This is a genomic window from Isoalcanivorax pacificus W11-5 (assembly GCF_000299335.2).
In the GTDB taxonomy this organism is placed as follows: Bacteria; Pseudomonadota; Gammaproteobacteria; order Pseudomonadales; family Alcanivoracaceae; genus Isoalcanivorax; species Isoalcanivorax pacificus.
In genome coordinates this window covers 270,177-287,292 of record NZ_CP004387.1, presented here as the reverse complement: position 1 = coordinate 287,292, position 17,116 = coordinate 270,177, and the positions used below count along the sequence as shown (strand labels likewise).

Annotated in this window: 16 protein-coding genes; 11 read left to right on the top strand and 5 right to left on the bottom strand. The window is 63.8% G+C overall.

Going from position 1 to position 17,116, the window contains the following annotated elements; all coding sequences use genetic code 11:
* Nucleotides 1-182: 182 nt before the first annotated feature.
* Nucleotides 183-2,363, top strand: coding sequence for a hypothetical protein (locus tag S7S_RS01380; protein ID WP_008736254.1), 2,181 nt, complete (start codon nucleotides 183-185; stop codon nucleotides 2,361-2,363).
* Here the strand turns inward: S7S_RS01380 and S7S_RS01375 are convergent.
* Nucleotides 2,360-3,802, bottom strand: a complete 1,443-nt coding sequence (locus tag S7S_RS01375; RefSeq protein ID WP_008736252.1) for an aminotransferase-like domain-containing protein — start codon at nucleotides 3,800-3,802, stop codon at nucleotides 2,360-2,362. The genes S7S_RS01380 and S7S_RS01375 overlap by 4 nt on opposite strands.
* A gap of 348 nt (nucleotides 3,803-4,150) precedes the next feature.
* On the opposite strand from S7S_RS01375, the gene S7S_RS01370 reads away from it, so the two are divergent.
* The gene (locus S7S_RS01370) at nucleotides 4,151-4,471 is read left to right on the top strand and encodes a hypothetical protein (protein ID WP_008736249.1); all 321 of its coding nucleotides are present in this window, start codon (nucleotides 4,151-4,153) and stop codon (nucleotides 4,469-4,471) included.
* Here the strand turns inward: S7S_RS01370 and S7S_RS01365 are convergent.
* Genes S7S_RS01365 through nudE form a run of 3 tightly spaced genes read right to left on the bottom strand, consistent with a single transcriptional unit; the run spans nucleotide 4,456 to nucleotide 6,760 of the window.
* Nucleotides 4,456-5,346, bottom strand: a complete 891-nt coding sequence (locus S7S_RS01365) for an alpha/beta hydrolase (RefSeq protein ID WP_008736246.1) — start codon at nucleotides 5,344-5,346, stop codon at nucleotides 4,456-4,458. The genes S7S_RS01370 and S7S_RS01365 overlap by 16 nt on opposite strands.
* Before the next feature lie 20 nt (nucleotides 5,347-5,366).
* Nucleotides 5,367-6,194 carry a 3'(2'),5'-bisphosphate nucleotidase CysQ gene (gene cysQ / locus S7S_RS01360; protein WP_008736244.1) on the bottom strand — a complete coding sequence of 276 codons (828 nt, stop codon included), beginning with the start codon at nucleotides 6,192-6,194 and terminating at the stop codon, nucleotides 5,367-5,369.
* A complete protein-coding gene (gene nudE / locus S7S_RS01355; RefSeq protein WP_008736242.1) occupies nucleotides 6,191-6,760 on the bottom strand; it encodes an ADP compounds hydrolase NudE in 570 nt (189 codons plus the stop codon). Before nudE ends, cysQ begins: the two co-directional genes overlap by 4 nt.
* 50 nt (nucleotides 6,761-6,810) lie before the next feature.
* Between nudE and yrfG the strand changes: the two genes are divergently transcribed.
* The 9 genes from yrfG to S7S_RS01310 all read left to right on the top strand — a co-directional run bounded on the left by yrfG (nucleotide 6,811) and on the right by S7S_RS01310 (nucleotide 16,046).
* Nucleotides 6,811-7,467 carry a GMP/IMP nucleotidase gene (gene yrfG / locus S7S_RS01350; RefSeq protein ID WP_008736239.1) on the top strand — a complete coding sequence of 219 codons (657 nt, stop codon included), beginning with the start codon at nucleotides 6,811-6,813 and terminating at the stop codon, nucleotides 7,465-7,467.
* Nucleotides 7,464-7,853 (top strand): RNA-binding S4 domain-containing protein, encoded by a 390-nt coding sequence (locus S7S_RS01345; protein ID WP_008736237.1) that lies wholly within the window; start codon nucleotides 7,464-7,466, stop codon nucleotides 7,851-7,853. The genes yrfG and S7S_RS01345 overlap by 4 nt, the downstream gene beginning before the upstream one ends.
* A gap of 13 nt (nucleotides 7,854-7,866) precedes the next feature.
* Entirely contained in the window at nucleotides 7,867-8,739 is an 873-nt protein-coding gene (hslO, locus tag S7S_RS01340; protein WP_008736234.1) for an Hsp33 family molecular chaperone HslO, read from the top strand.
* Nucleotides 8,740-8,976: 237 nt separating this feature from the next.
* Nucleotides 8,977-10,521 carry a phosphoenolpyruvate carboxykinase gene (locus tag S7S_RS01335; RefSeq protein WP_008736232.1) on the top strand — a complete coding sequence of 515 codons (1,545 nt, stop codon included), beginning with the start codon at nucleotides 8,977-8,979 and terminating at the stop codon, nucleotides 10,519-10,521.
* 647 nt (nucleotides 10,522-11,168) lie between these two features.
* On the top strand, nucleotides 11,169-11,519 hold the full coding sequence (locus S7S_RS01330) for a helix-turn-helix domain-containing protein (RefSeq protein ID WP_008736230.1): 351 nt from the start codon (nucleotides 11,169-11,171) through the stop codon (nucleotides 11,517-11,519).
* A gap of 308 nt (nucleotides 11,520-11,827) precedes the next feature.
* Nucleotides 11,828-12,295 (top strand): response regulator, encoded by a 468-nt coding sequence (locus tag S7S_RS01325; RefSeq protein ID WP_008736228.1) that lies wholly within the window; start codon nucleotides 11,828-11,830, stop codon nucleotides 12,293-12,295.
* A gap of 11 nt (nucleotides 12,296-12,306) precedes the next feature.
* Nucleotides 12,307-13,842 carry an ATP-binding protein gene (locus S7S_RS20080; protein WP_008736226.1) on the top strand — a complete coding sequence of 512 codons (1,536 nt, stop codon included), beginning with the start codon at nucleotides 12,307-12,309 and terminating at the stop codon, nucleotides 13,840-13,842.
* Complete coding sequence (locus tag S7S_RS01315; RefSeq protein ID WP_008736224.1) at nucleotides 13,832-14,509, top strand: DUF6901 family protein; 678 nt, start codon at nucleotides 13,832-13,834, stop codon at nucleotides 14,507-14,509. The genes S7S_RS20080 and S7S_RS01315 overlap by 11 nt, the downstream gene beginning before the upstream one ends.
* Nucleotides 14,510-14,834: 325 nt before the next feature.
* Nucleotides 14,835-16,046 carry an ammonium transporter gene (locus tag S7S_RS01310; protein ID WP_008736222.1) on the top strand — a complete coding sequence of 404 codons (1,212 nt, stop codon included), beginning with the start codon at nucleotides 14,835-14,837 and terminating at the stop codon, nucleotides 16,044-16,046.
* Nucleotides 16,047-16,087: 41 nt separating this feature from the next.
* Here the strand turns inward: S7S_RS01310 and S7S_RS01305 are convergent, their stop codons facing one another.
* On the bottom strand, nucleotides 16,088-17,113 hold the full coding sequence (locus tag S7S_RS01305) for a synaptic vesicle VAT-1 family membrane protein (RefSeq protein ID WP_008736220.1): 1,026 nt from the start codon (nucleotides 17,111-17,113) through the stop codon (nucleotides 16,088-16,090).
* Nucleotides 17,114-17,116: the final 3 nt, after the last annotated feature.

Genomic DNA, 17,116 nt, shown 5'->3' with positions numbered 1-17,116 from the left:
AAAAAAGGGACGTCTGTAGACTTTCGGTCAGCACGGTAAACGGCGGTTCACCGAAACGGAAAAACTGTCACTGTCTTTCGCCAAAAACTGTACCTGTCAGCCCTGCCATCTCCATGCCTAGACTGGATGGCCAACAACAAGACGCCGCCCGCAAAGGCGCGGCACAACGGGAGTATCACATCATGCTCAGATTCCATCCGCTGTCGCTGGCCATGGCCAGTGTGCTGGCATCCGGCATTCTGTTGTCCGGGTGCGGCGGTTCGTCGTCATCCTCACCTCGTGGCCCGCAAGTGGACCTGTCCGACCTCGACCCGGCCCAGGCTGCCTACTGTGACCAGATGATCAGCAGCCACTGCCTTTATCCGTTTCCCAACAATTATTTCACTGTCAGCGACAGCAACACGCCGACGCAGCTGCGCGTGAACTTCCAGCCAGAAGCCATGCCGATAGCGCAGCCGCTGGGCGCCGTGATTCCCGGTCTGCCCACCGAACCCGGCCCGGTGCAGCCGGCGGAATGGAACCGCAACGACGGCTTTTCACCGGGTGCCATGCTGCTCGCCCATTTCCCGGGCATTGATCTGGAAGCCACCGGCGCGCCGGGCCTGAGCGACCTGTCCGCCTCGCTGGCCGATGACGCGCCGATCCTGGTCATGGACGCCGACACGGGCGAACGCCATCTGATCTGGGCGGAGCTGGACAGCACCGCCACCGACCCCGCCAGGCAGTCTCTGATGATCCGCCCGGCGAAAAACTTTATCGAAGGTCACCGCTATATCGTTGCACTGCGTAATCTGCGCGACAGCAACGGTGACCTGATCGAGCCATCGAACCTGTTCCGGGCCTACCGCGACAAATTGCGCACCGGCGAAGCGGTGTACGAGAACCGCCGTGCCGCCATGGAAGATATTTTCAGCCGCCTGGCCCAGCACAACGTGGATCGCAGCGAGCTGACACTGGCCTGGGATTTCACCGTCGCCAGCCAGCAGAACATTGCCGGCCGGCTGCTGCAGATTCGCGACGATGCGTTCGCGCGCCTGGGCGGCAATGCACCGGAATTTACGGTGACCTCTTTCAGCGAGGAAATCGACGGACAGAAACGCACCAAATTCAGCCGGGGCATTGTTGGCACCTTTAAAGTACCGAATTATCTCACCTCACCGGGTGGCGCTCCCGGTGGCAGTTTCAACTATGGCAGCGACGACCCGGATGCCTTGCCGGAAGTGCGTAACGGCGATGACATGGTAGACGCCCGTTTCCGCTGTCAGGTCTCGGAGGCCACCGTCGCTGATTTCGATGAACCGGCCAGCACTGTCACGCCGGCCCGCCCGGCGCTGTATGGCCACGGCCTGTTCGGCGAAGGCCCCGGTGGCGAATTCCGCAGCAACGCCCTCTGGGACATGTCCTTCGACCACAACATCATGTACTGCGCGACGGACTGGATCGGCATGTCACGCTTTGACGTGGAGGCCGGCATCATTCCGCTGGTGCTGGCCGACATCAGCAACCTGCCGATGATGAACGACCGCAGCCAGCAGGGCATTCTGAACTTCATGTATCTGGCCGAACTGCTGCGCCATGAAGACGGCTTCGCCTCCCATCCCGCGTTCCAGCACAACGGTGACGTGGTATTCCAGACCGGACTGGATGAAGTGTTCTACGACGGCAACAGCCAGGGCGGCATTATCGGTGGCGCACTGGTGGCGACGGCACCCAATGTGCATCGCGGCGTGCTCGGTGTACCCGGCGCCAACTACAGCCTGTTGCTGCAACGCTTTGGGCCGTTTGCGGAACGCTTCGGCGTCATCCTGTACCCGGCCTATCCGGACAAACTCGACCAGAGCCTGGTGTTCGCATTGATGCAGATGCTGTGGGACCGCGCAGAAAACAACGGCTACCTGAGCCACTTCGCCGGCCGTTACCTGCCAAATACCGAACAGGACAAACGCATCCTGCTGCACGGCGCGCTCGGCGATCATCTGGTGACGCAATGGAGCCCGGAGATCATGGCGCGCACCATCGGCGCGGCCATGCATGAACCCACCCGCCGGCTGGGCGACCACAACGACGCCAACCCGTACTACGGTATTGCTGACATCGAGCAGTATCCGTATGAGGGACATGCCCTGATGGTGTGGGATTCCGGCGCCTATGATCCGGTCAGTGACCGGGGCAACGCACTGCCGCCTGTAGGCAACATCGGCCCGAACGAAGACGACCACGGCCATGATCCGCATGAAAGCCCGCGCCGCACACCAGCGGCCCAGGCACAGAAAAGTGCGTTCATGCAGCGCGACAGCGAAGTGATTGATGTGTGCGGTAACGATATCTGCCGCAGCTTTGATCACACCGGGCTCGCGCGTTAATGCGTGCGCGGCACCGCCGCCAGCTCCGCTACCATGGCACCGAGCTGGCGCACCGCGTGCCGTAACGTCGAGGTCATCGGATTGCCGGCGTTGATGCGCAGGTAATCGCCATATTCCCCGGTGGCAGAAAAAACGCCGCCGGGGAACACATGGATACCCGCCTCGGCGGCCATGGCAAACACCCGCGCACTGTCCACGCCGTCCGGCAAGCGCACCCACAACACACATCCGCCCGTGGGCCGTGTCATCCGCGTACCGGCAGGAAAGGCTGCCAGCACCTGTTCCTGCATCGCCTGCACCTGCTGCTGCAAGACTTTGCGCAACTCCCGCACATGCTGTGCATAAAAACCACTTTCCAGCAGGCGCGCCATCACCAGTTGTGACATGGACGGCGAGGTAATGGTGGAGAGCTGCTTCAGTTCCAGCAGGCGACGATGAAAACGCCCGCCAACGGCCCACCCCAGGCGCAAACCCGGCATCAGTGTTTTTGAAAACGAGTTGCAGTAGATCACCAGCCCCTGCCGGTCCCAGGCTTTCGCCGGCAGGGCCTGTTCGCTGTTGTGTACGGTGTCGCCCCAGATATCGTTTTCGATCAGGGGCACCTGGTAACGCGCGGACAGGGCCACCAGGGCCTGCTTGCGTTCCGGCGACATGGTAAAGCCGAGCGGATTCTGCGCATTGGGCGCCACCATGCAGGCCGACACCCGCCCCTCGGCAAAGACTTTTTCCAGCGCACTGAGGCTGATGCCTTCGCGCGGATGCGTCGGCACTTCCACCACGCGCCGCTGATGCGCTTCCAGCAACAGCAGCGTGCCGTAATAGGTGGGCGATTCCACCGCCACCGCATCGCCGGGCTTGCTGACACTGCGCAGCGCAAGTGTGAGCGCTTCCATGCAGCCATTGGTGACGATGATGTCTTCGGCTGCAAAGGGCGCGTCATAGGCAAGGCTGCGCCGCGCGAGCTGATGCGTCAGCGGGCTGTGCGCATTCGGGTGCAGGTAGTCCCAGGCTTCGCGCGCCTGGCGGCGGGTCACGTCGCGCATCACCTGCATCACTTTCGGCACCGGCAGCACCTCCGGCCCCGGCAACGCGATACCCAGCCGCACCACCTCCGGCTGCGCATGCAGCTCCATGTAATGCAGCACCTGCTCGCTGAGCGAGACTTCCACCGGCAACAATGGGTAACGGCTGTCGTCCGGCAGCGGCATGCTCTCGCTTTCCGCTGTGCGCACAAAGGCACCCGATTGCGGCCGGATTTCCAGATAGCCTTCTGCCTCAAGCTGGCGATAACACTGCATCACCGTGTTGACGCTGACGCCGAACAGGCGGCTCAGGTGCCGCACCGAGGGCAGCTTCTCGCCCACGGCATAGCTGCCGGCCCGAATCTGCTCCAGCAGACGACGGCTGATGCGCTCGTACAGAAACAGTTCCTGCGACAAGACAACCTCCCGCGCATTGTTATTCTTCGTGGTGTTGCGCCGGACCGATACGCGGCCACGGCAAAGTGTTGCAGCCCTGAGAGAGTAGCCCGGCCAGCGACAGGGGTAAGCGATTTTTTGCAACAAAGTACCAGAAAGGCACGCGCACCTGCGTCCCAATGTGGCACATTCGTACCGCCTTGAATGCTGTAACCCAATGATTTTGAAGATAGTTTTGAGACGCTTGTCACGCCCGTGAAGACCGGCTTCGGCGCACACTTGTGGCCGGGAAGGGATAATGTTCCGGTCAAAAAGAATAACGCCGACGCGACGAGGGGGATGTCTGCGGAGGGCGGGAATCGACCACCGATGTCACACACACCGTCTTATCTGGCGGACTGGCATGCCAGTCTGTCGGCGCTGGTCCGGGAAACCAGCCTGATACATCCTGCCGTCACCGACGTGCCCGTCGCCACGCTGAGCATCCTGCCGGCAGTATTGCTGTCCGCGCTGATACTGGTCTGGTATGCCAGCCGGCGGGGCAACACCCAGCTTTGCGGCATGCTGCTGCAATACATGGTGCTGCCCTGCCTGAATCTGGCACTGCTGCTGTGGCTGGCGCTGACACTGCTGCCTTCGACCCAGCAGTTTGCGCTGCACCTGGACGGGCTGCTTCAGGCCGGCAGGTGACGGGCCAGGAAATCCAGCTGGTCACGCAGGCTCTGCGCACGCGCCTCGCCCTGATACACGTCAAAATGCCCCACCGGGTAACGCTGCATTTCTGCATGCGGCATCCGTGCAGCCGCCTTTTCCGCCGCCGCACGGGGGGCCACCGTATCGTGCTCGCACAACAGCAGCAGTGCCGGGCATTGCACCTTCGCCGCCAGCCGTACCGGACGGAACATCGCCAGCCGGGTGGCGATCCGGGCCGCCACCTTGTTTGGCGCTTCCGGTGGCAGCAGTGCCGTGTAGCCGTCATGGCAATCCTCGGCGCTCATCGCCGCCACTTCGCCCGGCCGGCCGGCGGAGGCAATATAGTGCGGTGACGCCCCCACCAGGCTGCGCAGGATATCCACCACGCCATGCGCGCTGAGCCGCAGCACCTGCCCGAGTCCGGCGTAACCGATCACCGCCTGCACCGACGCAAGGCCGTCCATCATCGGACACTGGGCGATCACCGCTTTCACCTTGCCGTCGCGGGCTGCCGCCACGGTCACCAGGCCGCCACCGAAGGAGGTGCCCCACAGGCAGATGGCCTCCGCGCGCACACCGTCCAGGCGACGGACAAAGGCCAGCGCCGACAGCCAGTCCTCGACTTCCCGCTCCGGGATCAGCAACTGGCGCGGTTCGCCGCCGCTGGCACCGAAGTGGCGATAGTCGAACACAAAGACACTGTAGCCCGCTGCGGCAAACGCCTCTGCAAACGGCGCCAGGCCACAGTCGCGGGTGGCGGCGAAACCGTGGCCCATGATGATGCAGGGGCGTGCGCCACTGCCGGCACCGGGGTAGAAGTACCCCCGGCAGGTCACGCCGTGGCTGTCGAAACTCAGGTCCTGTCGCTGCATCGTGCCTCTTCCTTGCGCGTTCAGTCGCGCAGAACGTCTGCCAGAAAGTCCCAGCGCGCCAGCGGCGCACCGAGCACCAGGAAGTGCGGATTGAGCAGGTTTTCCTTCTGGTAGCGCAATGGCGCCAGCGCCGTGTCCACCACGACGCCGCCGGCAGCGTCGACCACGGCCTGCGCGGCCGCGGTGTCCCACTCACAGGTCGGCGCCAGGCGCGGATAGAGATCGGCCTCGCCCGCCGCCACCAGGCACAGCTTCAGCGACGATCCCATGCTGGTACGCTCCACCGGGCCAAAGCGCTCGCTGATCGCCTGCTCCAGGGCATCCACCTTTTCGGCACCGTGGCGGCGGCTGGCGACCAGGATCACTGGCGAGCCGATATCGCGCACGCGGATGGCACGGCGCTCGCCATCCCGTTCGCACCAGGCCCCCAGCGCGCGGGCGCCAAGGTAGGTGACGCCGGTGGCCGGCACATGCACCACACCGAGCACCGGCTCGCCAGCCTCGATCAGCGCGATATTGACGGTGAACTCGCCGTTGCGGTTGATGAATTCCTTGGTGCCGTCGAGCGGGTCCACCAGCCAGAAGCGCGCCCACTGGCGGCGCGTTTCCCAGGTGATGCCTTCGGATTCTTCCGACAGCATCGGCACGTCCGGGGTCAGCGCGGCCAGGCCGGCGCTGATGCAGCGGTGCGCACGCAGGTCGGCTTCGGTGAGCGGGGAATCGTCTTCCTTGTGCTCGACATTGATCTCGTCCCGGCCATACACCGTCATGATGGCTTGGCCCGCGTCGGTGGCAATGGCCGCGATCTGGTCCAGCAGCGCCAGGCTGATCTCCAGGGGGTCTGTCATTCCATGGTTTCCTTACTGTTGGCTCGGCGGCGCACGATATCACGCGCCATGTACAACGCTGCAATCACCCGCGCTTCGGTCATGTCCTCGCGCTCGATCAGCGCATCCAGGTCGGAGAGTTTCCAGGTCAGCACTTCCAGTGGCTCCGGTTCGTCGCCGGGCAGCGTGGCCGGGAACAGGTCTTCCGCCAGCACGGCGCGAATCTGGTGGCCCATATAGCCGGGCGACAGGGTCATGCGCTTGAGCATGGTCAACCGGCGGGCGCCGTAACCGGCCTCTTCCCGCAGCTCGCGGTCGGCCGCCTCGCGCCAATCCTCACCGTCGTCCAGCGCGCCCTTCGGCAGGGTCAGTTGATACTCTTCCAGGCCGGCCCCATATTCGCGAATCAGGACCACGGTATCGTCATCCAGCAACGGCACCATCATCACAGCGGCGATCGGTGGCGTGCGCAGACGCTCGTAGGTACGCTCCGCGCCATTGCTGAAACGGATCTTCATTTCCTCGATACCGAACAGGCGGCTCCTGGCCACCAGGCGCGTTTCAAGAATCTCGGGTTTGTGTTGCATACTCGATGCTCCGGGCCAGATTGCCCGGCCAAGCTTACACCGGAATAACGATGATTGATTGGCACGACATTGACACCGTCCTGCTGGACATGGACGGCACCCTGCTGGACCTCGCCTTCGACAACTTCTTCTGGCAGGTCTATGTGCCGCAGCAGTACGCATTGCAGAAATCCGTCTCCGAACAGGCGGCCCTGAGCCTGCTGGCCGACTGGATCGGCCGTCACCAGGGCACGCTGAACTGGTATTGCCTGGATTTCTGGTCCGATGAACTGGGCCTGGATATCGCCGGCCTGAAACGCCAGGTGGCGGACCGCATCGGTTTCCGGCCCGGTGCCGAGGATTTCCTGCGCGCGCTGCGTGCCAGCGGCCGGCGCGTGGTGATGGTCACCAATGCCCATCCGGACGCGCTGTCCCTGAAAGTGGAACGTACCGGCATCGACCAGTATTTCGATGCGCTGGTCTCCAGCCATCAGTACCGCGCGGCAAAAGAGGAACAGACGTTCTGGCAACGACTGAACGAGGCCCATCCGTTCGACCCGCTGCGCGCGCTGCTGGTGGATGACTCGCTGCCCGTGCTCGGCTCTGCACAGCGCTACGGCGTCAACCACCTGTGGAGCATCCTGCACCCGGACTCCAGCGCCCCGGCCCGGGACCATACCGACCCGTTCCCGGCCATCGACCGCTTTGAGCTGGTGCTGCCGAAATGAGCGATGGCGTGCGCATCGACAAGTGGCTCTGGGCCGCGCGTTTCTTCAAGACCCGCAGCCTGGCCCAGCAGGCCGTGGAAGGCGGCAAGGTGCAGCTCGACGGCCAGCGCGTGAAGGCCAGCCGTCCGGTCAAGATCGGCGCCACGGTCAGCACGCCGCGCGGCCACGACCAGTGCACCGTGGTCGTCACCGGCCTCGCTGAAAAACGCGGCAGCGCGCCGCAGGCCGCCTTGCTTTATCAGGAAACCGAAGAGAGTATTGCCGCCCGCGAGGCCGCCGCCAGCCAGCGGCGCGTGGAATACGCCACCCGTGCGGCGCCGGACCACCGCCCGAGCAAGAAAGAGCGCCGCGACCTGAGCCGCTTCCGCGCCCGCCAGGACACCTGACCCAGAGCAATCCATGACCGAGACCGATATCCGACAGCGCTTCCTGTTCCCCGACAGCGACATCCGCGGCGAGATCGTGCGCCTGCAAGCCAGCGTGACCCAGGCACTGGCCGGCCACGACTATCCGATGGTGATCGAAGGCCTGCTCGGCGAGGCACTGTCCGCCGTCAGCCTGCTCGCCGGCACACTGAAATTCGAAGGCCGTCTGAGCCTGCAGGCCCAGGGGCAGGGCGCACTCACCCTGCTGCTGGCCGAAAGCACCCATGACAGCGAAGTGCGCGCCCTGGCCCGCGCCGACATCCCGGCAGAGAGTGCTGAAACCAAGCTGCCGGCCCTGCTCGGCGACGGCGTCATGGCGATCACCATCCGCCCGGAGGCCGGCGCCCAGTACCAGGGCCTGGTGCCGATGGAGCGCACGGACCTGGCCGGCTGCCTGGAGGATTACTTCGCCCAGTCCGAGCAGCTGCCCACCCGGCTGTGGCTGGCGGCCGGCAACGGCCACGCCGCCGGCCTGCTGCTGCAACGGCTGCCGAACCGCGTCGCCAGCGCCGCACACAACGCCGAAACCTGGCAGCACCTGACCACGCTGGCGGATACGCTGGGCCTGGAGGAGCTGCTCGACCTGCCGGCGGATACCGTGCTGCACCGGCTGTTTCACGAGACCCCGCCCCAGCTGTCGGCACCGTCGCCGATCCGCTTCGGCTGCACCTGCTCGCGTGAGAAAGTGGCCCGCACGCTGCTGTCCCTGGGCGCAGGTGAACTGCAGGCCATCCTCGCCGAACAGGGCGAAGCCCGCGTGTCCTGCGACTTCTGCAGCAGCGAGGAAGTGTTCGATGCCGTCGACCTGACCGCCCTGCTGCACGAGTTGGGCGCCAAACCGCACTGACTTCACAGCCGCGCCCCGGCACGCCGGGGGCGCATGGCACCCTCCCCCTGTTTCTGTCATAATCGCGCGCCTGCCGGTACCTAGCGTATCCGCAGGCCGTGAGGCACCTCCCTGGATGCCCCGGCGCCGCACCAGACCGGCACTGTTACCCGCGATGCAGCAGAATAACTGGGCTCCCCGCCGCGCCCGGATGTTCTCGATACGGCCAAAAGCCAGGACCAAAGCCCAGGAATAGCCATGACCAATGCAACTGTTTACAACGACCTGAGCCCGGCACAACTTGTCGAGCTGGCCATTCAGCGCAACGAAGGCAAACTCGCCAGCAACGGCGCGCTGGTCTGCGAAACCGGCCACCGCACCGGCCGCTCGCCGATGGACCGTTTCATCGTGGATGAGCCGAGCACCAGCGCGAAGATCCACTGGGGGCCGGTCAACCGTCCGTTCGACGCCGGCAAATTCGATGCCCTGTGGGAGCGCGTTGCCGCGTTCGTTGCCGACCAGGATCAGTTTGTATCGCACCTGCACGTAGGCGCCGCCGCCGAGCACTACATCCCGGTCAAGGTCACTGCCCAGACCGCCTGGCACAATCTGTTTGCCAACACCCTGTTCATCCGCCCGCCGCAATTCAACCCGGCCGGCAAAGAGCAGTGGGAAATCCTGCACGCCGCCAACTTCGAGTGCCAGCCGGAACGTGACGGCACCAACTCCGACGGCTGTGTGATTTTCCAGTTCGCCCAGCGCCGCGTGCTGATCGCCGGCATGCGCTACGCCGGTGAAATGAAGAAAGCCATGTTCGCCGTGCAGAACTTCCTGCTGCCGGAAAAAGACGTGCTGCCGATGCACTGCTCCGCCAACGTCGGCGAAGACGGTGATGTGGCCCTGTTCTTCGGCCTGTCCGGCACCGGCAAGACCACCCTGTCCGCCGACCCGGACCGTTACCTGATCGGTGACGACGAGCACGGCTGGGGCAAGGGCGTGGTGTTCAACATCGAAGGCGGCTGCTATGCCAAGTGCATCGACCTGTCGCAGAAAAACGAGCCGGTGATCTGGGACGCCATCAAGTTCGGCGCCGTGCTGGAAAACGTGGTGATCGACCCGGAAACCCGTGTCGCTGACTACAAGGACGTCTCCCTGACCCAGAACACCCGCGCCGCCTACCCGCTCGAAAACGTCGACAAGCGCGTGATCGAGAACCAGGCCGGCGAACCGAAACACATCATCTTCCTGACCTGCGACCTGACCGGCGTGCTGCCGCCAGTGTCCAAGCTGTCCCGCGAAGCAGCCGCGTACCACTTCCTGAGCGGCTACACCGCACTGGTCGGCTCCACCGAAATGGGCGCAGGCTCCGGCATCAAGAGCACCTTCTCCACCTGCTTCGGCGCCCCGTTCTTCCCGCGCCGCGCCGGCGAGTATGCCGAGTTGCTGATGAAGCGCATGGACGAGTTCGGCTCCCAGGTCTACCTGGTCAACACCGGCTGGACCGGCGGCCCGTACGGCGAAGGCGACCGCTTCAGCATCCCGACCACCCGTTCGGTGGTGAACGCGATCCTCTCCGGCGCGCTGGACAACGCGGAAACCCAGCACCTGGACATCATCAACCTGGACGTGCCGAAAGCCGTCCCGGGCGTGGACGACAAGCTGCTGGTGCCGAAAAACACCTGGAAAAACCCGGAGCAGTACGAAGCCCGCGCCCGCGACCTGGCAGCGCAGTTCAACAAGAACTTCGCCGAGAAATACGCCGACGTCTCCGAGGATATCCGCCAGGCTGGCCCACAAGCCTGATCCGGAGCCTTCCGTACCGACAAACCCGCCTTCTGGCGGGTTTCAGGCTGCCGGGATTCTTCAGCGGCCTGACACCCGCCGGAAACAGGTTTTTCCCTCTGCCCGGTTAACCCCTGGTCCAGCCAGGAACAGGCATCCTGACCGCTTCCCACACCGAACCACGCTGTGCATCCAGGTAAGCCCTGCTACCTTGAGCATTGCGCGAACGCATGTCGCAGCGCGCAGTCTCTCCGGAAACGATCATGTATTTGCCCACTCTCCAACCGGTAAAGTCCGCCTTCTTCATTGTTACCAGGGCCAGACACACACCGGAGATTGATGTAGTCCGCCCCATCCCTGCACCGAATACCATGCATGCCGATCTCCCCAGGTTTGCTGATAAGCGAACCTTGCGGGGCATAAGCGCCGCCTGATCGCGACGCCATAAAATTAGCATTTATCCATTTATTTCTAATTTTTATCCCAGCAATATAAGCCAATCAGGTAAGGGATGACCGCACTGGCGGATTGCCCAACGAATGCCGCAAACGTCAAAGCCCTGAAGGGACACGACGCAGGCTACCGGCTTCGGGTGGGCAGCTACCGAGTGCTATTCGATCTGGACGATGGCGTGCGGATCATTACGGTGCAAGAGGTGAAAAAGCGAGATGAGCGAACATATTGAGGTCGTCACCGGGAATGCCCAGATCATCCGGGATAACAGTGGCAACCCTCTGTATGCCGTGGTGCCGTTTGATGAGTATCAGGCGCTTCTGGATGCCAATGGTCGCACCACTATCCCGCATGAGGTGGTGGTCCTGATGATCGAAAAGGACCTCAGCCCGATGGCTGCCTGGCGCAAATATCGCGGCATGTCCCAGGCACAGATGGCTGAACGGCTGGGAGTCACACAAAGTGCGGTGGCACAGGCCGAGAAACAGGGCAACAAGTCCCACATTGAAACCCTGCGCTCCTGGGCACGAGTATTGGATTGTGAGGTGGCACAATTAACTGACTGATGCCATTGCCTTTAAAACCAGCAAATTGGTCTTATCCATCTCGCGGGCCCACAGGCCTGAGCCGGCACCTTCCGTACCGACAAACCCGCCTTCCGGCGGGTTTGTTTTTTTAACGATCGCTTTGCTTGCCCGCGTTTCACGGCGGTGATACTTTTTTCCTACATGTCCGCCCGATCCCACGAGAGCCGCCCGCGCATTGCGGCCACCGATCCCCGGACACATACCAAAGAGAACAGCGTTCCTGTCGGGGAGGGAACACACAAACCGGACCCTTGTCTGTCCGGCTTGCAGCCTGGGGGCCTTCGAGCATGACCGCCTACAACATCCTGATCGTCGATGACGAAGAACATATTCTCAAGGCGCTGACGCGCACCTTCCGCCACCAGCAGGACTGGCAGGTCGAAACCTTTACCCGCGCCGAGGACGCCCTGCGCCGGGCGCGCAGCCGCCTGTTCGACGCCGTGATCACCGACTGCGTGATGCCGGACATCGACGGCATCCAGTTCCTCAGCGAACTGAAAAGCCTGCAGCCGGATGCCGCCCGCATCCTGCTCACCGGCGTGGTCAACGTGGACACGCTGATGGCGGCCATCAACGAGGCCTCGGCGTTCCGTTTCTTCACCAAACCCTGGGACGACGCCCAACTGATCGAGGCTGTCAGCGAGGGCCTGCGCATCAAGCAGATCCTGCTGGAAAACCGCATGCTCGCGCAGAAAGTGCGTGATCAGCAGCAGGAACTGGACCTGCTGCGCCGCCAGCGCGCGCCCGCGCACTGACGGCGCCCCTGATGGATTTCCTGGCCGGACTACTGGCGCCGCTGCTGGATCAGCAGAGCAGCGGCTTCTACATTATTGCCTCATTGCTGATCATGCTGGTGGTGGTGTTCTTCATGCACCGCACTTACCGCGCCTCACTGAAGGTGGAAGCCCGGCTGGCGGAATTTTCCTCGCTCACCAACAGCGTGTTCGGTGCCAAGCTGCGCCTGATCGAAACCAGTGCCGATGCCTACGACATCAATCGCAAAGTGCTCGGGCCACTGGCGCGGATCATCGACCAGTACTGCGTCTTCACCACCGACCTGCACGGCGTGCTGACCTACGCCAATGACAAGCTGGTCGACCTCAGCGGCACCCCGCTGACGGAACTGGTGGGCCGCCACCAGAAAGAGGTCGGCGTCCGCGCCATTCATGCCGAAGCCGCCAGCGACATGCGCCGCACACTGCAACAGGAGCGGGTCTGGCACGGCCAGCTCTGCCTGCGCACACGGGACAGCGGCATACGCTGGGTGGATACCTTCGTGTTCCCGCTGTCGTTCATCACCGAGGCGGACACCGGCTATATCTATTTCGGCACCGATGTCACCCGCTTCCATCAGCAGAACGATGCCCTGCGCCGCGAAGTCCGCAGCAAGGAAGCCTCCCTGCACCGGGCAGAAAACATGCTGCTGCACTCGGAGAAAATGGCCTCACTGGGGGTGATTTCTGCCGGCATTGCCCACGAGATCAACAATCCGATTGCCTACGTCAGCGCCAACATCAACCGCCTGGGTGAGTATCTGGAAACCCTGTCCGCGTTTGCCATTCGCGCCAGCGCCAAACTGCCGCCGGATCAGGTCGGTGACCTGTTCCCGCCCGCTGACGCGCCGCATAACCGCGACGACATTACCTACGCCGTGGAGGATTACCCTGCCCTGATGCAGGAAACTCGTGATGGTATCCTGCGCATCCGCAAGATCATCAGCGACCTGAAGAGTTTTTCCCACGAGGGCACCGACGCCTTTACGCCGGTGGATGTGCACAAATGCATCGAGACGGCGCTGAATCTGGCACGCCACGAACTGCGCCGGCAGATAAAGCTGGATGTGACGCTGAGTGCCGCCACGGCGCAGATCAGCGGTTCGGAGTCCCAACTCACACAGGTGCTGCTCAACCTGGTGGTGAACGCCGCGCAGGCCATGCAGGCGCAGCAGAGCCAGCCCGTGCCGGGCGTGATACAGATTCGCACCCGAAACCACGGCACGCACCTGATCATCGAGGTCATCGACAACGGCCCCGGCATTCAGCCCGAGCACATGGCCACCCTGTTCGAGCCGTTCTTCACCACCAAGCCGGTGGGCGAAGGCACCGGGCTGGGGCTGGCCATTTCGCAGGACATCGTCCAGCGCCACCAGGGCGAGATCAGCGTCCACAGCACACCGGGCGAAGGGGCGCATTTCAGTATCCGCCTGCCGCTGCTGAACGCGGCGTCAGCGCGCCCCGGCCTGGCCACCCCGGCGCCACCCTCCCGTCCCGGCCAGAAGGCGCACCGTCCCCATGGCCTATGAACTGACCTATCAGCTCACCTATGCCGACGGACGTGAAGACCACATTCCGGTGCGCCCGGACCCGGCCGACCACCGATTGCGCCCGGCCGCAGACTTCATCCCGCCAGCCTGGGCCGCCCTTACGCATCACCAGTGCAGCCACTGCACCCTGGACCCGGCCGAACACCCGTTCTGTCCGGTCGCGGTGAACATTGCCCACGCCTTCACCGGCCTGCGCGACGGCCGCTCCTATGAGCCGGTCACGCTCACCGTGGACACACCGCAGCGCAGCTACCGCACCGACACGACCCTGCAACGGGCGCTGAGCTCATTGCTCGGGCTGATCAGTGCGCTCAGCGACTGCCCACACACACGACCGCTGCACCCGATGGCGCTGCAGCATCTGCCGCTGGCCACGGAAGAGGAAACCTTCACCCGGGCGCTGTCCGTGCTGTTGTTGCGCGAATACCTGGCCGGGCGCGACGGGCACGATGTGGCCGCCACGATGGAGCGCCTGTACGCCAACCTGAACCAGCTCAACCGCAGCTTCGCCCGGCGCCTGGCGGACGCCGGCGACTCCGACGCGGCAGTCAATGCCATCGTGCTGCTGGATGTGCTGGCCCGCGACATCAGCTTCGAACTGAGCGAGCATCTGCCACGCATGAAGGCGCTGTTCGGCACACCCTGACTGCACCGTCCTGGTGCCACATCCACCGTCCGCCACCCCCGACCTTTTCTCCCGCCCACCCCGAGGCGCCAGATAACAGTGCATCGCACCATTTCAGGCACGCTTTGTGCATCCTTATGGCACAGCGCAGCGGCGTGCAGCGCCGCCGGCAGCCCCCTGATGACGCAGGTCTGGCCGGCAAACCCTGCAAGCCACTGATTTACATCGCGTATCGTCCGGCACCTGCCGCGCAGACGCAGGGCACGAACGGCTTTATGCGCACTGATATCGTGCACCGCATGGCCATGCGCACCATTTCGGTACACGCACGTAATGGGAGATCACCGTGGATTCAGTACACAGCGCCGTCGCCACGCTTACGGCCAGCGCCAATACGTTGTTCATTCTGCTGGGCGCCATCATGGTCCTGGCCATGCACGCCGGCTTCGCCTTTCTGGAAGTAGGCACCGTGCGGCACAAGAACCAGGTCAATGCGCTGGTCAAGATCATGACCGACTTCGGCGTCTCGACCCTGGCCTACTTTTTTGTCGGTTATCAGATCGCCTACCAGACCCATTTCATGGTCAGCGCCACCGAGCTCACCGCCGAGCATGGCTACGCGCTGGTGAAGTTCTTCTTCCTGGTGACCTTCGCCGCCGCCATCCCGGCCATTATTTCCGGCGGCGTGGCAGAGCGTGCGCGCTTCTATCCGATGCTGGTGGCCGCCGCCCTGTGCGTGGGCCTGATCTACCCGTTCTTCGAAGGCATCATCTGGAACGGCAACTACGGTGTGCAGGACTGGCTGGAAACCACCTTCGGCGCGCCGTTCCATGATTTCGCCGGCTCCATCGTCGTGCACGGCATGGGCGGCTGGCTGGCGCTGGCGGCGATCCTGCTGCTGGGCACGCGGCGCGGCCGTTTCCGTCAGGGACAACTGGTGGCCTTCGCACCCTCGAACATCCCGTTCCTGGCACTCGGCGCCTGGGTACTGACGGTCGGCTGGTTCGGCTTCAACGTGATGTCCGCGCAGACACTGGACGGCATCTCCGGCCTGGTGGCGGTGAACAGCCTGATGGCCATGGTCGGCGGCATCATTGCCTCCATGCTGGCCGGCCGCAAAGACCCCGGCTTTATTCACAACGGTCCGCTGGCCGGGCTGGTGGCCGTGTGTGCCGGCTCTGACCTGATGCATCCGGTCGGCGCGCTGATCACCGGCGCGGTGGCGGGCGTGCTGTTCGTGCTGCTGTTCGGTTACATGCAACGCAAACTGCAGAAAGTGGATGATGTGCTCGGTGTCTGGCCACTGCACGGGGTGTGCGGTCTGTGGGGCGCGCTGGCGGCCGGCATTTTCGGCCTGGAAGCCTTCGGCGGCCTGGGCGGCGTGAGTTTCCTGTCGCAGTTGATCGGTGCGCTGATGGGGGTCGGCATTGCCTTTGGTGGCGGGCTGGTCTGCTACGGCCTGGTCAAAGCGCTGTCCGGCCTGCGCCTGAGCGAAGAAGAAGAATTCGACGGTGCCGACCTCAGTATCCACAAGATCGGCGCCAACGGCGTCGACTGACAACCGATACACCGTGGCGGGCGATAACGCCCGCCACGTCTTCAGGGCACCAGCAGCACCTTGCCGATATTGCGCCGCGCCTCGATCCAGGCGTGCGCTTCGCCCGCCTCACTGAACGAAAACGCGCGGTCCACATGCGGGCGCACCCAGCCGTCCTGCCAACCCGCCAGCAGTGCATCCATCCATTCGCGAATCTTGTCCACCTCGTGCCACAGGTGGCCCATGTTTACACCGAAGGTGCCCCGGTTTTCATTCATCAATGACACCGGATGGATGAACGGCATTTTCAGCGCTGTCTTCAGCAGCTTGAGTTTGCCCGCCACGCCGTTGGCCGAGGCTTCCGACACACCGAACATGCCCAGCCGGCCGGTATGACGCAGGGCGCGCAGGCTCTTGCGCCAACTGTCGCCGCCGAGGGGATCGGTCACCAGTTCCACGCCTCGACCGTCGGTGAGGTGCATCACTTCCGCCAGCCAGTCGCCGCGCGTGTAATCAATTGCCTGGTCCAGCCCGCGCTCATGCAGAAAGGCATGCTTGCCGGCGCTGGCCGTACCGAGCAGCCGGGCACCGAGCTGCTTGCCGATGTCGATCAGCGCCAGCCCGACGCCGCCACCGGCATTCTGGATCAACAGCGTTTCTGACGCCTTCAGGTTGCCCATCACACACAGCAGCTGCCAGGCGGTCAGATAGTTCACGGGAATCGCGGCAGCCTGCTGGAAATCCATGCTCTCGGGCATCTCGAATATCTGCGCCAGCGGCACGTTCACATGGCTTGCGTAACCGCCGAAACGAGTCAGGCCAAACACGCGCCGGCCCAGCCATTCACCGGGCACTGCGGCACCGAGTTGCGTCACCGTGCCGGCCACTTCATAGCCCACGGTGCAGGGCAGCGGCGGCGCGTCCTGGTACAGCCCCTGGCGCGCCAGAATGTCGGCGAAGTTGATGCCGGCCGCTGCCACCGTCACCTGTACTTCGTTCGCCTCCGGTGCCGCGAGCCGGTCTTCTTTGATCTTCAGCACGTCCGGACCGCCGGCGCGGGTAATCACGATCTGTTGTCGCTGCGTCATCGC